This window comes from Streptomyces sp. NPDC014870 (assembly GCF_043081505.1).
Classification (GTDB): Bacteria; Actinomycetota; Actinomycetes; order Streptomycetales; family Streptomycetaceae; genus Streptomyces.
In genome coordinates, this window is sequence record NZ_JBIBWQ010000006.1 from 176317 (window position 1) to 195960 (window position 19644).

The window sequence follows — 19644 nt, forward strand, 5'->3', positions numbered from 1 at the left end:
TTTCACTCATCGGAAACGACGAGCCCGGCAACGGGCCCGGCAACGGAAACCAGGAGAGAACCATGCAGACCTTCGCCACCACCGCCCCCGTCACCGCCGTCCTCGACATCCCCGCCGGTGTCATCCGGATCGTCGCCGCCGACCAGGCCGAGGCCACCGTCGAGGTCCGGCCCGCGGACCCGGGCAAGAGCCGCGACGTGAAGGCGGCCGAGCAGACCGAGGTCGGTTACGCCGACGGTGTCCTGCGGGTCGAGGTCCCCGAGGCGAAGAGCCGGGTGCTCGGCAACGGCGGCTTCATCGACGTGACCGTCAAGGTGCCGGCCGGCTCCCGGGTCGAGGCCAAGGCGGCCGCCGGCGAGTTCCGCTCCACCGGGCCGCTCGGTGACGTCGCGTTCGAGGGCCAGCAGGGCACGGTCGAGCTCGACGAGGTCGTCGGCGCCCGGCTCGTCCTCCAGGCCGGCGACGTGTCGGTGGCCCGCCTCGGCGGCTCCGCCGAGATCAGCACCCAGAAGGGCGACATCCAGGTCGCCGAGGCCGTGCGCGGCACGGTCACCCTGCGCACCGAGGCCGGCGGGATCACCGTCGGCGCCGCCCGCGGGGTCTCCGCCGCCCTGGACGCCGGCACCGCCCACGGCCGGATCCACAACTCGCTCCAGAACTCCGGCGGCGGCGCCGCCGAGTTGACCGTCCACGCGACCACCGCCTTCGGCGACATCACCGCCCGCAGCCTCTGAGCGCCCGAGCCCCAGCCTTCGAGAAGGAGTGACCCCCATGACCGACCTCGCCATCTCGGCGACCGGACTGCGCAAGTCCTACGGCGACAAGACCGTCCTCGACGGAGTCGACCTGCGCATCCCCGCCGGATCCGTGTTCGCCCTGCTCGGGCCGAACGGCGCCGGCAAGACCACCGCCGTGAAGATCCTCTCCACGCTCGTCTCCGCCGACAGCGGTGAGGTCCGCGTCGGCGGCCACGACCTCGCCACCGCGCCGCAGGCCGTGCGCGCCGCGATCGGCGTCACCGGACAGTTCTCCGCCGTCGACGGTCTGATCACCGGCGAGGAGAACATGCTCCTCATGGCGGACCTCAACCACCTGTCCAAGCAGGAAGGACGGCGGGTCGCCGCCGAACTCCTGGAGCGCTTCGACCTCGTGGAGGCCGCGAAGAAGCCCGCCTCCACCTACTCCGGCGGCATGAAGCGCCGCCTCGACATCGCCATGACCCTGGTCGGCGACCCGCGGATCATCTTCCTCGACGAACCGACCACCGGCCTCGACCCGCGCAGCCGCCACAACATGTGGCAGATCATCCGCACGCTCGTAGCCGACGGCGTCACCGTCTTCCTCACCACCCAGTACCTGGAGGAGGCCGACGAACTCGCCGACCGGATCGCCGTGCTCCACGGCGGGACGATCGTCGCCGAGGGGACCGCGGAGGAGCTCAAGCGGCTCATCCCGGGCGGGCACGTACGGCTCCGCTTCGCCGACCCGTCCGCGTACCGGGCGGCCGGCACCGCGCTCGGCGAGGACGCCACCCGGGACGACGAGGCCCTGGCGCTCCAGCTCCCGAGCGACGGCAGCCAGCGCGAACTGCGCTCCATCCTCGACCGCCTGGACGCGGCCGGCATCGAGGCCGACGAACTGACCGTGCACACGCCCGATCTCGACGACGTCTTCTTCGCCCTGACCGCCACCGGTTCCACCGGCTCCACCGCCGGCATCCCCGACCAGCCCAAGGAGGCTGTCCGATGAGCTCCCTCTCCCTCGCCCTGCGCGACTCCTCCACCATGCTGCGGCGGAACCTGCTGCACGCCCGGCGCTACCCGTCGCTCACCCTGAACCTGCTGCTCACGCCGATCATGCTGCTGCTGCTCTTCGTCTACATCTTCGGCGAGACGATGAGCGTGGGCATCGGCGGCGGCGAGCCGGACCGGGCCAGGTACATCGCCTACATCGTCCCGGGTCTGCTCCTGATGACGATCGGCTCCACCACGATCGGCACGGCGGTCTCCGTCGCCAACGACATGACCGAGGGCATCATCGCCCGCTTCCGCACCATGGCGATCCACCGCGGCTCGGTGCTCGTCGGGCACGTCGTCGGCAGCGTCCTGCAGTCCGTGATCAGCGTCGTGCTCGTCGGCGCGGTGGGCGTGGCCATCGGCTTCCGCTCCACCGACGCCACCCTCCTGGAGTGGTTCGCGGCCTTCGGACTGCTCGTGCTCTTCGCCCTCGCGCTCACCTGGATCGCCGTCGGCATGGGCCTGATCAGCCCGAACGCGGAGGCCGCCAGCAACAACGCGATGCCGATGATCCTGCTGCCGCTGCTGTCCAGCGCCTTCGTCCCGCTCTCCTCGATGCCGGGCTGGTTCCAGCCGATCGCGGAGTACCAGCCCTTCACGCCGGCCATCGAGACCCTGCGCGGTCTGCTGCTCGGCACCGAGATCGGCCACAACGGCTGGCTCGCGGTCGCCTGGTGCGTCGGCCTCGCGGTGCTCGGCTACTTCTGGTCGACCTCGAAGTTCAACGACGACCCGAAGTAGTCGCCGTGACCACGCGGGCCGGAACCCGCGACCACCCGCCACGCACGAGAGGGCGGCGTACACCGACCATCGGTCGGAGTGCGCCGCCCTTGCTCGTGGCCTCTCGCGCTCGCGTCACCCCGCCAGGAACGAGCGGTACCAGGGGGCCGCCGCCGCGAGGCGGGTCAGTGGGCCGGGGCCCGGGGGGCAGGAGGCGGTCCGCCAGATGGATTCGCTCGCGTACCAGTGGTCCTGGGCCAGCAGGGAGAACTGCCGCTCGCTCGTCCGGCCGGGCGCCGCGCGGAGCCGGTCCAGGCAGGCGTCCCAGGACCAGTCGTCGTCGGCCTTGGGCAGGATGTCCAGGGCGGCCAGCTCCGCCATCAGGTCGCCGTTGCTCACCGGGACGGGGTGGCTGGCGTGGTGGACGCCCGGTGGTGGGGCGGCCTCGGACGTGGCCAGGCCGACGACGAGGCGGGCGAGGTCGTCGACATCCACGACGGAGAGCAGGCCGCGGCCACCGTCCCAGCGGGCCGGGACGCGGGCGAGCAGCTCCGCGAGGGCGGGCACCACCCAGCGGTCGCCGGCGCCGAGCACCAGGCCCGGGCGTAGAACCGTTCCGCCGGCCGCAAGGACCGGGGACTCGCCGGCCAGACGGGTACGGCTGGCGGGTGAGACGGGGGCGGGAACGATCTCGTCGACCGCGATGCCGCGGTGCGGGCCCGGTCCGTAGACCGCGGCGGTGGAGAGGTGGACGATCCGGTCCACGCCCCAGTGGACGGACTCCTCGACGAGGGCGGTGGTGCCCTCGATGTTGACCGCCGCGCACTGGGCCTCGTCGCCGGAGATCCGGGAGGCGAGGTGGATCAGGACGTCCGCGCCGCTCGCCGCCTTCCGCAGCGAGTCACGGTCCGTCAGGTCCACGGACGTCCAGGTCACGTCCGCCGTGGCGGCAGCGGTCACGGCGGCGGGAGCGGCGGTGGAACGGCCCAGGACCCGGACGGAGAGGGGGCGGCCGGCGGCCTGGGCGGTGGAGGTGAGGGTGTGCAGGACGCGGGAGCCGACGAAGCCGGTCGCCCCGGTCAGTACGACGCGCAGAGCGCTCACGTGGCGGCCACGGTGCCGTCGACGGGTACCCGCAGCTCGGCGATGACCTCGGCGGGGGCCAGCGCGGGCAGCAGACATCGCCACATGTCGCTGATCCGGCGGGGCAGGTCGGCGCGGCCGGTGGCGAGCTGGGACATGACCTGCGTACCGGTGTAGGCGGCGACGAGGAGCTGCGAGAAGGCGGCCACGTCCACGTCGTCGAGCAACTGGCCCATCTCCCGGGCCCGGACGAACTCCTGGTGGAACCGGTCGGCCCACCACTCGTAGATCGTGTACTCCTGCGGGCCGACGACGCCCTGCTCGACGGCGAGCCGGACGCCGGCCCGCAGCAGGGTGTTGTGCTGCATCTCCACGGCGAGGTAGCCGGTCATGTCCAGAAGCTGCTGGAGGCCGCCCTCCCCCTCGGGGAACTGCAGATCGGCCGCCTGCTCCAGGATGACCGCACGGGCCAGTCCCTCCTTCGACCGGAAATGGAAGTACACGGCGCCCGCCGTGACGCCCGCCCGATCGAGAATCTTGGTGATGCTCGCGCCGATGTACCCGGACTCGTCGAACACCTCCGCCGCAGCTCGGAGCACCAGCTCCCTCGTGCGGACCGCCCGTTCCTGCCTGTGTTCCGCCACTGCGCCGTTACCCCGAATACATCGACAAAGAAAAAGAGTGACCACTATCTTATGTGAGCGGCCAGCCACCACACCAGTGTGCAGGTCCGCGAATATCTGGAAACAGTCAGGGGAGAACTGTTGTGCCTCCGATAGAACTCGCACAGGACCGGACGACCACCAACACCGTGCCCGTTCCGATGTCGTACACCCACAAGACGAACCCGGCCGAGGTGCTCCTCGTGAGCTGGTGCCGCACCGGGGACGACACCTTCACCGTCACCGCGCGCTGGCCGCGCGAGCACGCCTTCTATCTGGCGCGGCACGGCAGGTTCGACCCCCTGTTCATGACGGAGACGGTGCGTCAGACGCTGCCGATGCTCTCCCACGCCGCGTACGACGTCCCGTTCGGGCACCAGCTGCTGTGGAAGGACTTCGGCTGGGACATCGCCCCGGACGAGCTGTGGGCCGACGGCGAGGACGCGTACGTCGAGCTCCACATCAGCTGCTCGGACGTGAAGTACCGCAAGGGGCGGGCGACCGCCCTCACCCTCTCCGTCGAGGCCACCCGCGCGGGACGCCGTCTCGCCAGGGCCAGGACCCGGTTCACCATCCAGGACCGGGCGGTCTACGAGCGGCTGCGCGGACCGTACGCCGACATCGCGAGCGCCAACGCGCGCGCCGTTCCGCTGCCGCCGCCGTCCCCGACGAACGAGACGGGCCGGACCCGGTTCCAGGACGTCGTGCTCTCCTGCACCGACGTCCCCGGCCGCTGGCAGCTGCGGACGGACACCTCGCACCCCGTCCTGTTCGACCACCCCGTCGACCACGCCCCGGGCATGCTGCTCCTGGAGGCCGCGCGCCAGGCGGCGCAGGCCGCGACCCACCCGCGGCAGACCCTGGTCGCCGGCATGAGCTGCGACTTCACCCGGTACGCCGAACTGGACGCGCCGTGCTGGATCATCACCAGGACGCTGCCGGACGATCCGGCCGGGCGGCCGCACGTGCTGGTGACGGCGGAGCAGAACGACGAGGAGATCTTCACCGCGGTCGTCGCGCTGTACGAGGTGCCCGCCGCGCTCTGATCGGGTCCTCGCGGGGACCCGATCCCCGGGGGTGAGCCCGGGCGGCCGTCGGCCGTCCGGGCTCACCCGCGCGTGGATCAGCCGTGCGGGTGGACCAGGCGTGCGGGTGGACCAGGCGTGCGCGTGGATCAGCCCCGCGCGTGGATCAGCCCCCCCGTGGATCAGGCCGCGTCCACCGGCGCCGGGCGGGCGAAGAGGGCGCCGTACTCGGTGACACCCTCGCTGATGGCCGTCGCGCCGGCCAGGTGCAGGGCGTGCCAGAAGATCGCCTGGTTGGCGGTCACGACGTGGAAGCCCAGCTCCGCCTCCAGCGGCTTGATGGTGCCGACCGCGCGGATGCCGTTGCCCGCGACCAGGACGGCGTCCGGCCGGTGGGCGGCGACGGTGGTGCGGAGCCACTCCGAGAGGTTCTGCGGAGTGATCGCCTTCTGGTTCGACGGCAGCCCGCACGGCCCGTGGTGGACCACGTCGAAGCCGAACTCCCGGAAGTAGTCGGCGCCCTGGCCGGAGAGCTCGTCGTCGAACCACGGCGGGTTGACCAGGGCTATCCGCTGGGCGCCGAGCGCCGTGAACGCGGCCCGGGCGGCCCGGGTCGTGCCGGTGATCGGCAGCTCCCGGGTCACCGGGCGCAGCCGCTCGTACAGTTCGCGCTCCCCGGCCGCCTTCAGCACGTAGCTGGAGGAGGTGAAGCCGAGGGTCAGCGCGTGCAGGGGCGAGGCGGCGAGCTGCTCGACGGCCTGGTCCAGGAAGGGCGGTTCGACGAACGCGCGGACCGGGTCGTGCGGAATCTTCTCGTCCATCTCGCCGCCGGCGCGCATCGCGCCGAAGTGGACGCGGGAGCCGTGGATGGAGACCGACGCGGGGGCCATGGCCTGGAGTTCGGCCTCCGGGCCGACGTCGGCGTGCGGGACGACGACGCCGATCCGGATGGCGGCGTCCCAGCCGTCGGTGGGCGTGGTGGCCCGGGGGGGCTCGGTGGCCTGGGTCATGGTCGTGACTCTCCTTACTTGGCTTCGTCGGCCAGCCGGCCGCCGGCCACGGTGCTGGTGCCCGTACCGGTGTCGCTGAGGAACTTGGGGTGCCGGGCGCGCATCGAGCCGATGACGAAGTCGTACGGGACGTCGTCGAAGGCGCCGTGGTCGGTGAGGAACTCCATGGCGCCCGCGCCGCCTTCGTACGGGTGGTAGAGGCTGTCCTCGAGGCCGTCGAACTCCAGGGCCTCCATGCCGTAGAGCTTGCAGAGCATCTTGTTGAAGACCGGGGTCGCCTTGATCCACTTGCCGTCCAGGTAGACCTGGGTGAGGCCGTGGAAGAAGACGTCGCCGCCGATGTGCTCGATCAGCCGGGGCGAGGCGAGGTGGTTGCGGACGTCGCCGTAGACGAGCCGGGAGGGGATGCCGAGGGCACGGACGGCGGCGGCGTAGAGGGCCGACTTGTGCAGGCAGAAGCCGGACTTGGTGGTGGCGGTGTGGGAGGCCTTCAGTCCGTCGGGGGACAGGTCCGCGCCGTAGACCTCGTAGAAGACGCCGTCGCGGACGGCGTAGTAGAGCTCGACGGCCATGGTGCGCTTGTCGGACGCGCGGTCCTTGACCACGCCGTCGATGAAGGTCTGGACGGCGTCGGTCTCGTAGTCGAGGAACTCGGTGGGCCGGGTCAGCCAGTCGTACAGGTCGAGGGTCATCACAGTCGGTTCCCTTGGGATCGTCAGAGGCCGGGGCGGAGGCCCGGGGCAGAGCCCGGGGCAGAGGCCCGGTCGGAATCCGGGGCAGAGGCCCGGTCGTAGGCCCGGTCGTAGGCCGGGTCAGAGGCCGAGGAGGGCGGCGATGCGGTTGCGCTGGATCTCGCTCGTGCCGGAGTAGATGGTCCCGGCGACGGAGTCGCGCAGCTCGCGCTCGACGCCGTGGCTGGTGAGGACGCCGCGTCCGCCGTGGATCTGGACGGCGTCGAGCGCCAGCCTCAGATTGGCCTCGGAGACGACAGTCTTCGTGGCGGCGAGGTCGATGGCCGCGTCCTGGCCGGCCTCCACCTTGGCGCCGGTGTCGCGCAGCCACTTGCGCGCCGTCTCCAGGCTGATCTTCATGTCGGCGATCTTGTGGGAGACGGCCTGGTACGAACCGATCGTCTGGCCGAACTGGGTACGGGACTTGGCGAAGCGGATGGTGTCCTCGAGGCGGCGGGTCATCTCGCCGAGCGTGATCGAGAAGGCGAAGAGCACCTCGCGCTTCATGACGTAGTCCAGGACGCGGAAGCCGGCGCCTTCACGGCCGACCCGCTGGGACACCGGGACGCGCAGCCCGTCGAAGGCGAGCGTGCCGATCGGGCTGGTGCGCAGGCCGATCTTGTCCATGGCGGGACCGACGGTCAGTCCGGGCGTGTCCGCCTCGACGAGCAGGGTGGTCAGTCCGAACGGGCCCGGGGCGCCGGTGCGCACGTACAGCAGGAAGAGGCCGGCGACGGGGGCGTTGGTGATGAACATCTTGCTGCCGTCCACGACGTAGTGGTCGCCGTCGAGGACGGCGGTCGTGGTGGAGTTCATGGCGTCCGAGCCGCCGGACTCCTCGGTGATGGCGTGGGCGGTGATCACGTCACCGGCCATGATCCGGGGCAGGTGGCGCCGCTTGAGCTCCTCGCTGCCGAACTGCTGGAGCGGGACGCCCACGGAGACGATCTGGGTGGACGTGGAGAAGGACAGGCCGGCGTCGCGGGAGGTGTGACCGAGTCCCTCCAGTACGCGCATGGTCTCGGTCAGGGACCGGCCGTGGCCTCCGTAGTCGGGGTGGAAGGGGGTCCGCAGGATCCCGGAGTCCTGGACGGCGGGCCACTTGTCGGACGGGAACGCGCCGGCGCGGTCCAGGTCGCCGAGGTCGGCGTTGAATTTGTCGGCCCACGGGGTGGCGAGGTGGAAGAGGTCGTCGGTCACAGCCTGGTCCTTGTCACATCGGGTGGGAAGGGGTGCCCCGGGGCGGCGGGGGCGGGTGCCGCCCCGGGGGCGGGGCGGCTCAGTACTGGGAGAAGCCGTCGGCCGACAGCTTGTGCTTCTCGTCGCCGACGATCGGCGGGTTGAAGACCGAGATGAGGTGCAGGTCCTCGTAGTCCGACGCGATCAGGTAGTGCGGGTCGTGCTCGTCCAGGGCGTAGATCGTGCCGGGCGTGATCTTGTGCCGGGTGCCGTCCTTCTCCACGACCTCACCGGAGCCGGCGACGCAGTAGCAGGCCTCCAGGTGGTCGCGGTACTGCAGCGCGCTGGTGGTGCCCTGCCGGACGAGGGTCACGGCCACGGCGAAGCCCATGCCGTCGGCCTTGGTGAGCAGGCGGTGGCTGGTGCCGTTGCCCCACTGGACGGGAACGACGTCGTCGACGCTGCGGGTGAACATGCGGGTACTCCCTCAGGTGTGGTGTGGTGGGCGGTGCGGGTGCGGTGTGCGCTGCGCGTGCGGTGTGCGGTGCGCGTGCGGCTCGCGGATGTGCCGTGATGAGCGGATGTGCCGTGGTGGTGTCAGGCCGCCGTGGCCGGGGCGTTCTCCCGGACGAGGCGGGTGATCGCGGTGAGGGTCCGGAAGTCGTCCGGGCCGAAGTCGATGTCGTCCACGGGCACGCCGTAACGGCTCGCGATGTGGGAGATCAGCCGGACGAGGCCGAGGCTGTCGATCACCCCGGAGTCGATCAGGTCGTAGTCGTCGGTGAGGTCCGAGGAGTCCTCGCCCGCCAGGAACTCGGTGACGAGGTACGTGCGGATCTCCGCGGTCACGTGGGTGGCGCCGGTCTCGCTCATGCGGTCTGGGTCTCCTTCATGCGGTTGTTCCTGATGAGGTTCCGGTCGGGCTTGCCCGTCGACGTCCGGGGCATCGGGGCCTCCGTGACGTGCACCGAGGACGGGATCGCGTGGCGCGGAAGGTGCTTGCTGATGTGGGTCCGCAGGCGCAGACCGGTCAGCGCGGTGGCCGGGTGCCGGGTGACGTGGGCGTGCAGGCGGACGCCGGTCTGCTCGTCGGGCAGCGCCACGACGACGGCCTCGGCGACGTCCGGGTGGGCGGCGACGACGGTCTCGACCTCCTGGAGGTTGGTGCGTACGCCGCGCACCTTGACCTGCCAGTCCGCCCGGCCTTCGAGGGTGAACAGGCCCTCGTCCGTACGGGAGACGATGTCGCCGGTGCGGTAGTAGACATGGCCCTCGCGGACCGTGAACGCCTGCTCGTTCAGGGCCGACCTGAGGTAGCCGGCGGTCTGGAACGGGGTGGAGACGAGGAGTTCGCCGGTTCCGGCGCCCGTGACGGTCCCTCCGTCGGCGTCGACCACGAGGGCGCGCACGCCGGCGAGCGGGCGGCCGATCGGCGGCGCGGCGGCCGTGTGCGGGTCGATGGCGTGGACGAACGAGTCGTTGGTCTCCGTGCAGCCGAAGATGTTGTGGAACCGGGCGTTCGGGAACGTCCGGGTCATCGGCTCCAGGAGCTCGGGGGCGAGCGAGTCACCCGTGGTGATGAGGGTGCGGACGGCGGTGAACTCCGGTCCGCCCGTGACCAGGAGGCGGTGCAGCATGGGCACGCCCTGGACGAAGGTGACCTCGCGGCCGCCCACCAGGCCCTGCAGGTACGGGGCTTCGGTGGCCCGGTCCTTCGGGACCAGGGCGACCTGGGCGCCGAGCCGCAGGAAGGTCCAGACGTCGAGCAGGGCGAGGTCGAAGTTGAGCGGGGCGTAGGAGAGCGCCACGTCGTCCCCGGTGAGGGCGAGCTCGGCGGTGGCCCAGTCGGCGAAGGCGTCGAAGCCCTCGGCGGGGATCGGCACGATCTTCGGGGTGCCGGTGGAGCCCGAGGTGGTCAGCAGGAGGCGGGTGCGGCCGGCGTCCGCCCGGTCGAAGCCCTCGGCCTCCACCGCGTTGGCGACGACCGCCTCGGCGGTCAGGGCGCCGTCGGCGGCGACGGTGAGGCTGTGGGACGCACGGGCCTGCTGGGCCAGCCGGGTGCGGGCGGCGATGCCCAGGTCGGGCGAGGGTGCGAGGGCGATCAGGCCCTCGTGGAAGACCGCCGTCAGCAGGGCGATGGTCTCCGGTGTCTTGTGGGCGGGGACGCAGACGGTGCTGCCGGCCGGCAGCTCCAGGCGGCGCAGCTGCGCGCGGAGCTCCGTGGTGAGGTCGCCCAGCTCGGCGTAGGTGAGGGTGCGCCGGTCGTACGAGAGGGCGACCCGGTCGGCGCGGTCCCGGCTGTGGGCGTCGATGGATGCGGCGAGATGTGTCGATGGCACGGCGGTCTCTCCCCCGAGACGGTCGAGTCGTTGAGATCAAGCGAGATAAAGCGAGATCGAACGAGATCACGTGCGATCCAGTGCTTCGTGGAGCACGTGCTTGCATCGTCATGCATGGAAATCACTCTGCGGCGGACGATGCGAGAAGCGGGAACCGCGTTCTCGTTACGCTTGATCATGCAACGAAACCACCCCTGTCGCGCTATGCCGAGATCCCGCGATTGACAGCGCGTCAGGGGTTGGGGGAGAGTGCCGAACCGACTCTGTCCGCAGGCGCGGACGTGGCGCCCGTCAGGCGCCGGCGGCGCGCAGCGACTGCACCGTGGAGGCGTACTCGGGGTCGGCGGTCAGCGCGTTGAGCGCCGAGGAGAGCACGTCCGCGTAGGTCGTACGGGCCGCGGCGACCCGCTCGCGCCCCTCGTCCGTGATCACCGCGTAGACGCCGCGCTTGTCGGACGGACACAGGTCCTTGAAGGCGAATCCGGCCACTTCGAGCCGCGCGACCAGGCGGGTCACCGAGGACTGGCCGAGACCGACCCGTTCGGCCAGGTCCTGCATGCGCAGCTCGCTGTCCTCGGCGTGGGTCAGGGATTCCAGCGCGCGGAACTCGGACAGGCCGATCCCGTGGCGCCGCTGGAGCGCCTGCGCCAACTCCCGTTCCACGCGGGAGTGCAGGACGAGGAGGCGGCTCCAGACCACCTGGTCGGACGACGCGGTGTGGGTAGCGGCCATAAGGTGACGCACCTTTCATGGAGACGTTGACAACAGGGTACATGCTCATGCAACCTCATGGGCGCCGCGTCAGTCCGTCACCGGCCGGCTACGCCTTCTAAGAACTTGCACGGACAAACAACTTCCTGGAGAGTGAGTTCCATGACGTCCCCCTCCCCGCAGGCAAAGCCGCAGAACGCCAACGTCGGCTGGGCCTGGCTGCTGTTCTCCTCGCTGTTCGAGATCACCTTCGCGCTCTCGACCGAGGCCACCGACGGGTTCACCAAGCTCGGCCCGTCCCTGCTCACCGTCGCCGCCGCCTCCTGCGGCATCTTCACGCTCTCCATGGCCCTGAAGACCGTGGACGTCGGCGTCGGCTACACCGTGTGGGCCGGTATCGGCGCGGTCGGCACCGTCGTCTTCGGCACGCTGATCTACGACGAGAAGATGACCATCTGGAAGGTGCTCGCCTTCATCCTGATCATCGGCGGCGCCCTCGGCCTGCGGATCTCCGACAACGTCGCCGCGAAGAAGCAGGCCGCGGCCGACGCCGAGAGCGCCCCCGCCGCGCAGCCCGTCGGCTGACCCTCGGCACCCCTCCCCGACTTCCTCCGCTCCGTCCCACCTTCCCGAAAGAGTCACCACCATGACCTGGGTCTACCTCGGCATCGCCATCGTCTTCGAAGTCCTCTTCGCCCTCGGCACCAACGCCACCAAGGGATTCACCCGCCTGTGGCCGTCCGTGCTCACGCTCTCCGCCGCCGCCGGCGGCATCTACACCCTGTCGCTGGCCCTGCGGGAGCTCGACGTCTCGGTCGGCTACACGATCTGGACCGGCATCGGCGGCGTCGGCACGGTCATCTGCGGCGCGATCATCTTCAAGGAGAAGATCACCCCCGCCCGGCTGATCTCGTTCGCGTCCATCATCGGCGGCGCCGTCCTGCTCCGCCTGACCGCCGTCTGACCGGCGCGCACGTCATGACCGACATCGACGCCCTGCTGCCGCACGTCCACGAGGCCGTACGGATCAGCCGGGAGCACGTGGCCAAGGGCGGCATCCCGTTCTCCGGGATCGTCGTCCAGGACGACCGGGTGCTCGGCACCGGGTTCAACCGGGTCCGCGAGGACCACGACGCCAGCGCGCACGCGGAGGTCGTCGCGCTGCGCGAGGCGGCCAGGCGGGCCGGGGTGTTCGCCGTCGCCGGCTCGACCCTGATCGCCTCCGGCGAGCCCTGCGCCATGTGCTACATGGTGGCCCGCTACTTCGGCGTAGGACACATCGTCTTCGCCGCCGACCGGAAGACCGCCGGCGCGTACGGCTTCGACTACGGCAGCTCGTACGGGATCTTCGCGACCGACCCCACCCAGTGGCCGATCCGGGTCACGCACGCCCCGGTCGAGGGCCACGAGGTGCCGTTCCAGGAGTTCCTGACCGCGCAGAAGGGCGGCGTCCGATGACCGAGCAGTCCACCGAGCAGGTCACCGAACAGGTCACCGAGCAGGTGAAGATCCAGATCTGGTCCGACTACGTGTGTCCCTTCTGCATGCTCGCGGAGGGGCCGCTGGAGGAGGCCACCGAGGGCCTGGACGTCCAGGTCGAGTGGAAGCCGTTCGAGCTGCGGGAGCACCCGAAGCCCACGCTCCGCCCGGAGGACCCGTACCTGCCGGACATCTGGAAGCGGGCCGTCTACCCGATGGCCCGGCGGATGGGCGTGGACATCACGCTGCCGACCGTCTCGCCGCAGCCGTACACCCGGCTCGCGTTCGAGGGCTTCCAGTACGCGCAGGAGCACGGCAAGGGCGACGCGTACACCCGGCGGATGTTCCGGGCCTTCTTCCAGGAGGACCTGGACCTCGGCGAGATCGAGATCCTGACCCGGCTCGCCGGTGAACTCGACCTGGATCAGGCGGAGTTCCGTACGGCCCTGGAGAAGGGCACGTACACCGCCCGGCACCAGGACGCGCTCAGGGAGGCCGCCGCCCACCGGGTCCAGGTCGCCCCGACCTTCCTGATCGGCGACATCCGCGTGGAGGGGGTGCCCTCGGCGCCCCAGCTGCGCAAGGCGATCCTGGACGCCCAGGCGCGGCAGCGGGAGCAGCGGGACGAGTCGTTCGGCGCCGCGTGCGGTGTCGACGGCGTCTGCTGACCGCGGCAGGTCGCACCCGGCGAAGGAGCCGGCCACCTCCCCCGAGGCGGCCGGCTCCTTCGTGCGCGCGGTACGGGCCGCGGTACGGCCGGCGCTACTTTCCGGCGAGGCGCGGGAAGAGCTTCAGCGCGTTCTCACGGCCGATGGCCGTGCGCCGCTCCGCGTTCCAGCCCGCGTACGCGCCAAAACCCTCGACGTTCTCCGTCGTGTGCGCGGCCGGCATGAACGGGAAGTCGCTGCCGAACAGGATCCGGTCCGGAGCGGCCAGTTCGGTGAGCGCGGGCAGGGCGAAGCGGTTGGCGGACATCGCGATGTCGTAGTACAGCCCGCGCAGCGCCCCGACGACGTCCTTGGGCGCCCGCTCGGTCAGGTACTTCCCGATCGTCGGCCCGTAGGTGAGCCGCTGCGCGAGGAACGGCAGCGTGCCGCCCGCGTGCGAGACGATCAGCTTCAGGTGCGGCAGCCGTTCCAGCGTGCCGCTGAAGAGCAGGTCGACGACCGTGCGGGTGGTCTCGAAGGTGAAGTCGTAGAGCGAGGGCGGGAGGTCGAAGGTGGCGACGTCCTTGGCCGGCGGGGTGCCGGGGTGGACGTGCACGGGCAGGCCGCGGTCGGCGATCTCGGCGAGCAGCGGCTCGAACTCCGGGTCGCCGAGGTACCGGTTGCCGTAGCTGGTCAGCAGCCCGACGCCGTCGAGGCCGAGCTCGTCGATCGCGTAGGTCAGTTCGTCCTTGGCCGCGGCCACGTCGGGCAGCGGCAGGATCGCGAACGCGCCGAAGCGGGCGGGGTGTTCGGCGATGAGGGCGGCGTAGTACTCGTTGACCTCGCGGGCCAGCCGACGGGCCTCGGCGCCCTGGGCGAAGGTGACGCCCGGCGCGGTGACGGAGAGGACGGCGGCGGCGATGGAGTGCCGGTCCATCACCTCGAGGGACGCCTCCGGGCTCCAGGTCGGGTAGTCGACGCCGGGGATGGCGACCTTGTCGCCGAGTGCGGCGCGGTAGGTCGGCGGGATCGCGTGGTGGTGGACGTCGATGAGTCCGTCGGTCACGTCGTGCATCAGTGTTCTCCGTCGGTCGGGCGGTCCGGCAGTGCGTCGAGTTCGATGCCGAACCAGGTGCGGTAGGCGGCGCGGACGACGTCGTCGTCGTCGGCAAGCTCCTCCTTGGTCCTGACCCCGTTCTCGGTACGGGTCAGGGTCCGGCCGGCGAGGGTGACCCGCCCGCCGGGGGTGGGCATGGAGCAGACCTGGCGGGCCAGGAACGGCGAGTCGTCGGCGCTGCGGAACCACCACATCGTGGGGGCGAAGTCCGCCAGTTCACGGCCGCGCAGTTCGAGGCGGTACTGCAGTTCGCCGTCGCGGTGGAGGTCGAGGTCGCCCTTGGGGGCCTCGACGAGTTCGAAGGTGCCCTGCGGGTCCTCGTGGGGCGTGCCCGGGCGCAGCGGCAGCGGGGAGCGGAACGCGTGCCCGTAGCCGACATCGGCCAGCCACGGGTCCGCGCTGTCCTCGGTCCGTACGCGCAGGCACAGGTGGCCGAGGAGCGGGCCGAACACGCCGTCCTCCAGGACGCGGGCGCCGAGTGGCTCCACGTCGAAGCCGAGGGTGGCGAGGAGGGTGAAGAAGGCGCCGTTGAGTTCGTAGCAGCAGCCGCCCCGGCCGCGTCCGACGATCTTCTCGAGGGCGGGTTCGCCGAGTCCGATCGGCAGGCTCGGGCGGCCGAAGGCGAAGTCGATGTTCTCGAACGGGATGCTGAGGACATGCCGTTCGTGCAGATGGGCCAGGGCCTCGCCGTCGAGCCGTTCGGGGCGCTTGGCGCCGATCCGGTCGAGGTAGGCGTCCACGGTGGTCGCGTCGAGCATCAGACGTACTCCGCCGCGTACTTGGCGACGATGGCCTGGGCCTTCTCGACGTCGGCGGCGTACTGCTCGGCCTCGGGCGCGGGCATGCCCTCCTCGGCCGCCACGCCGAGTTCGGTGAAGAAGTGCTCGAAGCCCGCGGGCGTGAAGATGATGAGCATCTTGGCGGGCTCGTCGCTGACGTTCTTGAACGCGTGGACCTTGCCCTTGGGCACGAAGATGAACGCACCCGCGCCGACGACCGCGCGGCGCTTCTCGTTGGAGATCTCCAGTTCGCCCTCGATGAGGTAGAAGGCCTCGTCGGCGTCGTGGTGGATGTGCAGCGGCGGGCCGCCGCCGGGGGGCACCATGGCCTCGATCAGGCCGAGGGATCCGTGCGTGTTCTCCTTGTCCGCCTTGAGGGTGTAGTGGTCGCCGAACACCCAGCGCGCCGGGCCCGCCTTCGGCGGGATGTAGACGATGCCCTCGGACTCCTCGAAGCTCAAGGCTTTCCCTTTCTCGCGGGTGTGCGCGTACGTACGCGTTCCACCCCACCGGACGAAGTCCGTTTCAGGCATCCCGTGTTCACGGGGTTTTCCCTGGTCACTCCCGTGAATACGTGATGGTTTCCCAGGCGCTCGCGGCCATCGTGGTGCGTGCGCGCGGACGCGCGTAGGCACCGAGGATGGGATGAGGAACATGACTGGTCGCTTCACCGGCAAGGTGGTGCTCGTCACCGGGGGCGGGTCCGGGATCGGGCGCGCCACGGCCCTGGCCTTCGGCCGGGAGGGCGCCACCGTCGTGGTCGCCGGGCGCACCGCCGACCGCCTGGTCGAGACGGTCCGGCTGATCGAGAAGGAGGGCGGTACGGCCGGTCACGTCACGGCCGACATCGCCGTCGAGGCGGAGGTGGAGGCGCTGGTGCGGACGGTCGTGGAGCGCCACGGCCGGCTGGACGTCGCCGTCAACAACGCGGGGTACCTGCCGGAGCCGGCCGGTCTCACGGAGCTCGCGGAGGCGGACTTCCTGCGGACCCTGGAGATCAACCTGCTGGGGACCTGGCGGTCGTTGAAGCACGAGATCCGGCAGATGCGCGAGCAGGGCGGCGGCACCATCGTCAACGTGGGTTCCGTGGTCGGCGCGCACCTGACGATTCCCGGGGCGGGCGCGTACGGGGCGAGCAAGGCGGCCGTCGCCGCGCTCGGGCGCAGTGCGGCGCGGGAGTACGCGGCCGACGGCATCCGGGTGAACACCCTCAGCCCGTCCTCGATGGACACGCCGATGTCCCTCCTGGAGAACGAGACGCCCGAGGAGCGGGTGGAGCGCGCCAAGGGGATGTTCCCGCTGGGGCGGATCGGCTCGGTGGAGGAGGGCGCCGCGGCGGTGCTGTACCTGGCGTCCGAGGAGTCGGGCTTCGCGCTCGGCCACGACCTCGTGATAGACGGCGGCATCACGGCCTGAGCGGCCCCGTCGCAGACGGAACCGTGCCCCGGTCCGCAGGGGGGAGTCAGCGGACCGGGGCACGGCGTTCTCGGGGTGGGGGCCGTTCGGCCCCGGGGGGTGCGGCTCAGGCGCGTACGGCTCAAGCGCTCGTACGGCTCAAGCGCGTACGGCTCAAGCGCGTACGGCTCAAGCGCTCGTGCGGCTCAGGCGCGGCCGGCGCGGGCGGGCTGCCCGTCCTGGTCCAGCTCCTTGCGCCCTGCGCCCCCGCCGGAGGCGACCACGGCGCCCTCGGCGGCGGGCCGGTTCCGGTACTGCAGGTGGCCCGCCCACAGCGTGCCGAGCAGACCGGCGGCGGCCAGCGCGGCGCCGACCCAGGCCACCGACTCGAAGCCGAACCCGGCGCTGATGGTCATGCCGCCGAGGGCCGGGGCCAGGGTGTTGCCGACGTTGAAGGCGGAGGTGTTGGTGGCGCCCACCAGGGTCGGGGCGCCGGGCGCCACGACGAACACCCGGGACTGCAGGATCGGGTTGGTCACGTACCCGGCGAGACCGAGGACGAAGATCAGGGCGACGGTGACGACGGTGTTCTCCGCGAGGACCGCGAGCAGCGCGGAGGCGACGGCGAGGACTCCGGTGCCGAGCGCCAGGGTGCGGATCGGGTAGGCCTCGGCGGTCCGGCCGCCGATGACCATGCCGAGCAGGCCGCCGACGCCGAAGAGCGCGAGGAGGACGGGCACCCAGCCCTCGGCGAGGCCGGTGACGTCGGTGAGCAGCGAGGCGAGGTAGCTGAAGGTGACGATGACCGCTCCGAAGGAGAAGGCCGTCACGGCGTACGACAGCCACAGCTGGGGCCGTGCCATGGCGCGCAGTTCGGCGCGGACGGTCCGGGCCTCGTCGGCGGAGCCCTTGCCGCCGGGAATGGCGAACACCGAGCACGCGAGGCTGACGAGGGTGAGCACGGCCACGCCCCAGAAGGCGGCCCGCCAGCCGGCGAACTGACTCAGGACGGTGCCCGCGGGCACGCCCACGATGGTGGCGAGGGTGAGTCCGCCGGCGACCACCGCGACGGCCTTGCCCTTGGCGTTGGCCGGGACGAGGGCGACGGCGGTGGCGACGGCGACGCCCCAGAAGCCGGCGTAGGCGAGGGCGCTGATGACCCGGGTGGCGAACAGGACGCCGTAGCCGGGGGCCAGCGCGCCGACGATGTGCGCGGCGATGAAGACGGCCTGGAGCGCGACCAGGGCGGTGCGGCGGGGCCACTTCAGGGTGGCGACGGCGAGCAGCGGGGCGCCGACGACCATGCCGATGGCGAACGCGGAGATCAGCAGACCGGCATCGGGGATGGAGACACCCAGGTCGTCGGAGAGGTTGGGGAGCAGCCCGGAGAGCATGAACTCCGATGTGCCTTGGGTGAAGATTCCCAGGCCGAGGATGTAGACGGCGAGGGGCATGGAGTGCCTCCAAGGGCGTGGGTGTGGCGCGGTGTTGGGGTCCGGTCGCGAGCGGAGCGCGCCGGCCACGTGGTGACGCTAGCATATTTTGGAGCGACCGCTTCAAAATGAAGGCACGGCGTGCCGCGGCCGAATTCGGGCCTCAGTTGCGCCAGTTGTCGGGTGCGTTCAGCCGCCACAGCAGTACGGCGGTGTGGACCCGCTGCCGGTCGGAGGGGTCGCTCAGCGACATCGCGAGGGCGCGCTCGGCGCGGGCCACCCGGTGCGCGACCGAACTGTGGTGCAGCGAGAGGAGTTTGGCCGCCTCGCGCAGCGAGCGCGTACGGCAGACGGCCTCCAGGGTCGCCAGCATCTGCGGGCCGTCCGGTTCGGCCTCCAGGCGGGCGACCGCGCTCACGTCCGGGTGAGCCAGCGCCGCCTCCTCGGGGATGTCGGCGAGCAGGACCTGCGCGCCGAGCCCGGCGGCGTCCACCAGGCGGGGCCACGTGGGCCCGAGGCCCGCGAACCGGGCCGCGCGCCGGGCCTGCGCCCAGGACTCCGGAAGCCGCTCCGGCGCGACCGCGGGCCCGAGGCCGACGGCCACGCCGGGGCCGGGGCGCACGGCGGCTGCGGGCCCGGGCCCGGGCCCCGGCAGGACGAGCGCCCCGACCCGGGGCCAGAGCACGCCGTGCGGCGCCACGGTGCCCGTACGCGCCGACGGCGGCGCCGACAACTCGGCCGCGCAGGCACGCAACGCGCCCTGGAGGGACTGCGGTTCGGCGACGACCACGGCGACGGCGCGCATCGGCCCGGCGGGCGGAAGACCGAGCAGGTGCAGCGCGCGGGAGCGCTGTGTCTCGGGCATCGACGGGGACAGCGCCGCCTGCACGAGCGCGGGATCCCCGAGCCCGGCGGGCGCCCACACCGGGTGCTCGCAGGGCCCTCGTCCGGCGTCGCGCGGGCGGCGCGGGCGCGCGAACGACGCGACGCCGCCCGCGGATCCGGCGTGACCGCCCGCTGATCCGGCGTGACCGCCCGCTGATCCGATGTGACCGCCCGGTCCCCCGGCTGGTACGCCCGCTCCCCTGGCCACCAGGATGGCGGCCGCGAGGGCCATGCGTTCGGTGAGGAGCGCGTCGAAGGGCAGCGGCTCCCCCGGGCGTTCGACCCACACCTCACCCGCCGCGCGTCCGCCCACGGTGATCAGCCGCCGGGTCGACGGCACCACCTCCCCGGCCGCCTCCGGCACACCGCCCGCCGGACATCGCCGCAGCACCCGGCCGCGGTCCGCCATCCCGGCGGTACAGCCCGCGACCCGCGCCGCGGCGCGGACCAGTTCGTCGGCGTCCGCGACGCCGGCGAAGAGCGCGTCGAAACGGGCGAGGAGAGCCGGCGCCGTCTCCGCCTCCGAGGACGGGTGCGCGGGGCTCGACGTGAGTCCGTACATCCGCGCAGGCTAGTGCGGGGCGCCCGGCGCCTTCCCGGCCGCGGCGACACTCCGTCAGGTCGGCGCACCAATCGGTGCTCCGGGGGCGCCA

The 19644-nt window shown here is 71.7% G+C and carries 23 protein-coding genes; 9 read left to right on the plus strand and 14 right to left on the minus strand.

The features are described 5' to 3' along the window. Window positions 1–62 precede the first annotated feature (62 nt). The 3 genes from ACF09C_RS18745 to ACF09C_RS18755 are packed head-to-tail and all read left to right on the plus strand — an operon-like array spanning window position 63 to window position 2537. Window positions 63–734 carry a DUF4097 family beta strand repeat-containing protein gene (locus ACF09C_RS18745; RefSeq protein ID WP_392092532.1) on the plus strand — a complete coding sequence of 224 codons (672 nt, stop codon included), beginning with the start codon at window positions 63–65 and terminating at the stop codon, window positions 732–734. 37 nt (window positions 735–771) lie between these two features. Further along, entirely contained in the window at window positions 772–1749 is a 978-nt protein-coding gene (locus tag ACF09C_RS18750; RefSeq protein ID WP_392092533.1) for an ATP-binding cassette domain-containing protein, read from the plus strand. Next, window positions 1746–2537 carry an ABC transporter permease gene (locus ACF09C_RS18755; protein WP_392092534.1) on the plus strand — a complete coding sequence of 264 codons (792 nt, stop codon included), beginning with the start codon at window positions 1746–1748 and terminating at the stop codon, window positions 2535–2537. The genes ACF09C_RS18750 and ACF09C_RS18755 overlap by 4 nt, the downstream gene beginning before the upstream one ends. Window positions 2538–2651: 114 nt before the next feature. Here ACF09C_RS18755 and ACF09C_RS18760 read toward each other — a convergent pair whose 3' ends face one another. After that, window positions 2652–3620: an NAD-dependent epimerase/dehydratase family protein gene (locus ACF09C_RS18760; protein ID WP_392092535.1), complete on the minus strand. Its 969-nt coding sequence runs from the start codon at window positions 3618–3620 to the stop codon at window positions 2652–2654. Beyond that, window positions 3617–4243 carry a ScbR family autoregulator-binding transcription factor gene (locus ACF09C_RS18765; RefSeq protein ID WP_392092536.1) on the minus strand — a complete coding sequence of 209 codons (627 nt, stop codon included), beginning with the start codon at window positions 4241–4243 and terminating at the stop codon, window positions 3617–3619. Before ACF09C_RS18765 ends, ACF09C_RS18760 begins: the two co-directional genes overlap by 4 nt. A gap of 122 nt (window positions 4244–4365) precedes the next feature. Here ACF09C_RS18765 and ACF09C_RS18770 point away from each other — a divergent pair, with 122 nt between their 5' ends. Next, a complete protein-coding gene (locus ACF09C_RS18770) occupies window positions 4366–5307 on the plus strand; it encodes a ScbA/BarX family gamma-butyrolactone biosynthesis protein (protein WP_392092537.1) in 942 nt (313 codons plus the stop codon). A gap of 161 nt (window positions 5308–5468) precedes the next feature. Here ACF09C_RS18770 and ACF09C_RS18775 read toward each other — a convergent pair whose 3' ends face one another. The 7 genes from ACF09C_RS18775 to ACF09C_RS18805 all read right to left on the minus strand — a co-directional run bounded on the left by ACF09C_RS18775 (window position 5469) and on the right by ACF09C_RS18805 (window position 11277). Then, window positions 5469–6296, minus strand: a complete 828-nt coding sequence (locus ACF09C_RS18775) for a maleate cis-trans isomerase (RefSeq protein ID WP_392092538.1) — start codon at window positions 6294–6296, stop codon at window positions 5469–5471. A 14-nt stretch (window positions 6297–6310) separates the two neighbouring features. Beyond that, complete coding sequence (locus ACF09C_RS18780; RefSeq protein ID WP_392092539.1) at window positions 6311–6988, minus strand: transglutaminase family protein; 678 nt, start codon at window positions 6986–6988, stop codon at window positions 6311–6313. Between the two features lie 120 nt (window positions 6989–7108). Continuing rightward, window positions 7109–8227 (minus strand): acyl-CoA dehydrogenase family protein, encoded by a 1119-nt coding sequence (locus ACF09C_RS18785; RefSeq protein WP_392092540.1) that lies wholly within the window; start codon window positions 8225–8227, stop codon window positions 7109–7111. A gap of 79 nt (window positions 8228–8306) precedes the next feature. Then, the gene (locus ACF09C_RS18790; protein WP_392092541.1) at window positions 8307–8681 is read right to left on the minus strand and encodes an ectoine synthase; all 375 of its coding nucleotides are present in this window, start codon (window positions 8679–8681) and stop codon (window positions 8307–8309) included. A 122-nt stretch (window positions 8682–8803) separates the two neighbouring features. Beyond that, a complete protein-coding gene (locus ACF09C_RS18795) occupies window positions 8804–9079 on the minus strand; it encodes a phosphopantetheine-binding protein (RefSeq protein WP_362425941.1) in 276 nt (91 codons plus the stop codon). Beyond that, window positions 9076–10545 carry an AMP-binding protein gene (locus tag ACF09C_RS18800; RefSeq protein WP_392092542.1) on the minus strand — a complete coding sequence of 490 codons (1470 nt, stop codon included), beginning with the start codon at window positions 10543–10545 and terminating at the stop codon, window positions 9076–9078. Before ACF09C_RS18800 ends, ACF09C_RS18795 begins: the two co-directional genes overlap by 4 nt. A gap of 291 nt (window positions 10546–10836) precedes the next feature. Then, a complete protein-coding gene (locus tag ACF09C_RS18805) occupies window positions 10837–11277 on the minus strand; it encodes a MarR family transcriptional regulator (RefSeq protein ID WP_362425935.1) in 441 nt (146 codons plus the stop codon). A gap of 141 nt (window positions 11278–11418) precedes the next feature. On the opposite strand from ACF09C_RS18805, the gene ACF09C_RS18810 reads away from it, so the two are divergent. The 4 genes from ACF09C_RS18810 to ACF09C_RS18825 all read left to right on the plus strand — a co-directional run bounded on the left by ACF09C_RS18810 (window position 11419) and on the right by ACF09C_RS18825 (window position 13403). Further along, window positions 11419–11841 carry a DMT family transporter gene (locus ACF09C_RS18810; RefSeq protein WP_392092543.1) on the plus strand — a complete coding sequence of 141 codons (423 nt, stop codon included), beginning with the start codon at window positions 11419–11421 and terminating at the stop codon, window positions 11839–11841. Window positions 11842–11902: 61 nt separating this feature from the next. Then, window positions 11903–12220: a DMT family transporter gene (locus ACF09C_RS18815; protein ID WP_392092544.1), complete on the plus strand. Its 318-nt coding sequence runs from the start codon at window positions 11903–11905 to the stop codon at window positions 12218–12220. A 14-nt stretch (window positions 12221–12234) separates the two neighbouring features. Beyond that, on the plus strand, window positions 12235–12714 hold the full coding sequence (locus ACF09C_RS18820; RefSeq protein WP_392092546.1) for a nucleoside deaminase: 480 nt from the start codon (window positions 12235–12237) through the stop codon (window positions 12712–12714). Next, window positions 12711–13403 (plus strand): DsbA family protein, encoded by a 693-nt coding sequence (locus ACF09C_RS18825; protein WP_392092547.1) that lies wholly within the window; start codon window positions 12711–12713, stop codon window positions 13401–13403. Before ACF09C_RS18820 ends, ACF09C_RS18825 begins: the two co-directional genes overlap by 4 nt. 94 nt (window positions 13404–13497) lie before the next feature. Here ACF09C_RS18825 and ACF09C_RS18830 read toward each other — a convergent pair whose 3' ends face one another. Genes ACF09C_RS18830 through ACF09C_RS18840 form a run of 3 tightly spaced genes read right to left on the minus strand, consistent with a single transcriptional unit; the run spans window position 13498 to window position 15739 of the window. Then, the gene (locus ACF09C_RS18830; RefSeq protein ID WP_392092549.1) at window positions 13498–14457 is read right to left on the minus strand and encodes an amidohydrolase family protein; all 960 of its coding nucleotides are present in this window, start codon (window positions 14455–14457) and stop codon (window positions 13498–13500) included. After that, on the minus strand, window positions 14457–15257 hold the full coding sequence (locus ACF09C_RS18835) for an arylamine N-acetyltransferase (RefSeq protein WP_392092551.1): 801 nt from the start codon (window positions 15255–15257) through the stop codon (window positions 14457–14459). The genes ACF09C_RS18830 and ACF09C_RS18835 overlap by 1 nt, the downstream gene beginning before the upstream one ends. After that, window positions 15257–15739: a cupin domain-containing protein gene (locus ACF09C_RS18840; protein ID WP_392092553.1), complete on the minus strand. Its 483-nt coding sequence runs from the start codon at window positions 15737–15739 to the stop codon at window positions 15257–15259. The genes ACF09C_RS18835 and ACF09C_RS18840 overlap by 1 nt, the downstream gene beginning before the upstream one ends. Before the next feature lie 193 nt (window positions 15740–15932). On the opposite strand from ACF09C_RS18840, the gene ACF09C_RS18845 reads away from it, so the two are divergent. Beyond that, a complete protein-coding gene (locus tag ACF09C_RS18845) occupies window positions 15933–16694 on the plus strand; it encodes a glucose 1-dehydrogenase (protein ID WP_362425911.1) in 762 nt (253 codons plus the stop codon). Between the two features lie 185 nt (window positions 16695–16879). On the opposite strand, the gene ACF09C_RS18850 is transcribed toward ACF09C_RS18845, so the two are convergent. Both ACF09C_RS18850 and ACF09C_RS18855 read right to left on the minus strand, forming a co-directional pair. Continuing rightward, window positions 16880–18127, minus strand: coding sequence for a Cmx/CmrA family chloramphenicol efflux MFS transporter (locus ACF09C_RS18850; RefSeq protein ID WP_392092555.1), 1248 nt, complete (start codon window positions 18125–18127; stop codon window positions 16880–16882). Between the two features lie 142 nt (window positions 18128–18269). Further along, window positions 18270–19553: a helix-turn-helix domain-containing protein gene (locus tag ACF09C_RS18855; RefSeq protein WP_392092556.1), complete on the minus strand. Its 1284-nt coding sequence runs from the start codon at window positions 19551–19553 to the stop codon at window positions 18270–18272. Window positions 19554–19644: the final 91 nt, after the last annotated feature.

Excerpts from the sequence above, each read along its gene's own strand:
- ACF09C_RS18745 (WP_392092532.1), top strand. The coding sequence starts at position 63 with ATGCAGACCTTCGCCACCACCGCCCCCGTCACCGCCGTCCTCGACATC.
- ACF09C_RS18750 (WP_392092533.1), top strand. The coding sequence starts at position 772 with ATGACCGACCTCGCCATCTCGGCGACCGGACTGCGCAAGTCCTACGGC.
- ACF09C_RS18755 (WP_392092534.1), top strand. The coding sequence starts at position 1,746 with ATGAGCTCCCTCTCCCTCGCCCTGCGCGACTCCTCCACCATGCTGCGG.
- ACF09C_RS18775 (WP_392092538.1), bottom strand. The coding sequence starts at position 6,296 with ATGACCCAGGCCACCGAGCCCCCCCGGGCCACCACGCCCACCGACGGC.
- ACF09C_RS18780 (WP_392092539.1), bottom strand. The coding sequence starts at position 6,988 with ATGACCCTCGACCTGTACGACTGGCTGACCCGGCCCACCGAGTTCCTC.
- ACF09C_RS18790 (WP_392092541.1), bottom strand. The coding sequence starts at position 8,681 with ATGTTCACCCGCAGCGTCGACGACGTCGTTCCCGTCCAGTGGGGCAAC.
- ACF09C_RS18795 (WP_362425941.1), bottom strand. The coding sequence starts at position 9,079 with ATGAGCGAGACCGGCGCCACCCACGTGACCGCGGAGATCCGCACGTAC.
- ACF09C_RS18805 (WP_362425935.1), bottom strand. The coding sequence starts at position 11,277 with ATGGCCGCTACCCACACCGCGTCGTCCGACCAGGTGGTCTGGAGCCGC.
- ACF09C_RS18810 (WP_392092543.1), top strand. The coding sequence starts at position 11,419 with ATGACGTCCCCCTCCCCGCAGGCAAAGCCGCAGAACGCCAACGTCGGC.
- ACF09C_RS18815 (WP_392092544.1), top strand. The coding sequence starts at position 11,903 with ATGACCTGGGTCTACCTCGGCATCGCCATCGTCTTCGAAGTCCTCTTC.
- ACF09C_RS18820 (WP_392092546.1), top strand. The coding sequence starts at position 12,235 with ATGACCGACATCGACGCCCTGCTGCCGCACGTCCACGAGGCCGTACGG.
- ACF09C_RS18825 (WP_392092547.1), top strand. The coding sequence starts at position 12,711 with ATGACCGAGCAGTCCACCGAGCAGGTCACCGAACAGGTCACCGAGCAG.
- ACF09C_RS18830 (WP_392092549.1), bottom strand. The coding sequence starts at position 14,457 with ATGCACGACGTGACCGACGGACTCATCGACGTCCACCACCACGCGATC.
- ACF09C_RS18835 (WP_392092551.1), bottom strand. The coding sequence starts at position 15,257 with ATGCTCGACGCGACCACCGTGGACGCCTACCTCGACCGGATCGGCGCC.
- ACF09C_RS18845 (WP_362425911.1), top strand. The coding sequence starts at position 15,933 with ATGACTGGTCGCTTCACCGGCAAGGTGGTGCTCGTCACCGGGGGCGGG.
- ACF09C_RS18850 (WP_392092555.1), bottom strand. The coding sequence starts at position 18,127 with ATGCCCCTCGCCGTCTACATCCTCGGCCTGGGAATCTTCACCCAAGGC.
- ACF09C_RS18855 (WP_392092556.1), bottom strand. The coding sequence starts at position 19,553 with ATGTACGGACTCACGTCGAGCCCCGCGCACCCGTCCTCGGAGGCGGAG.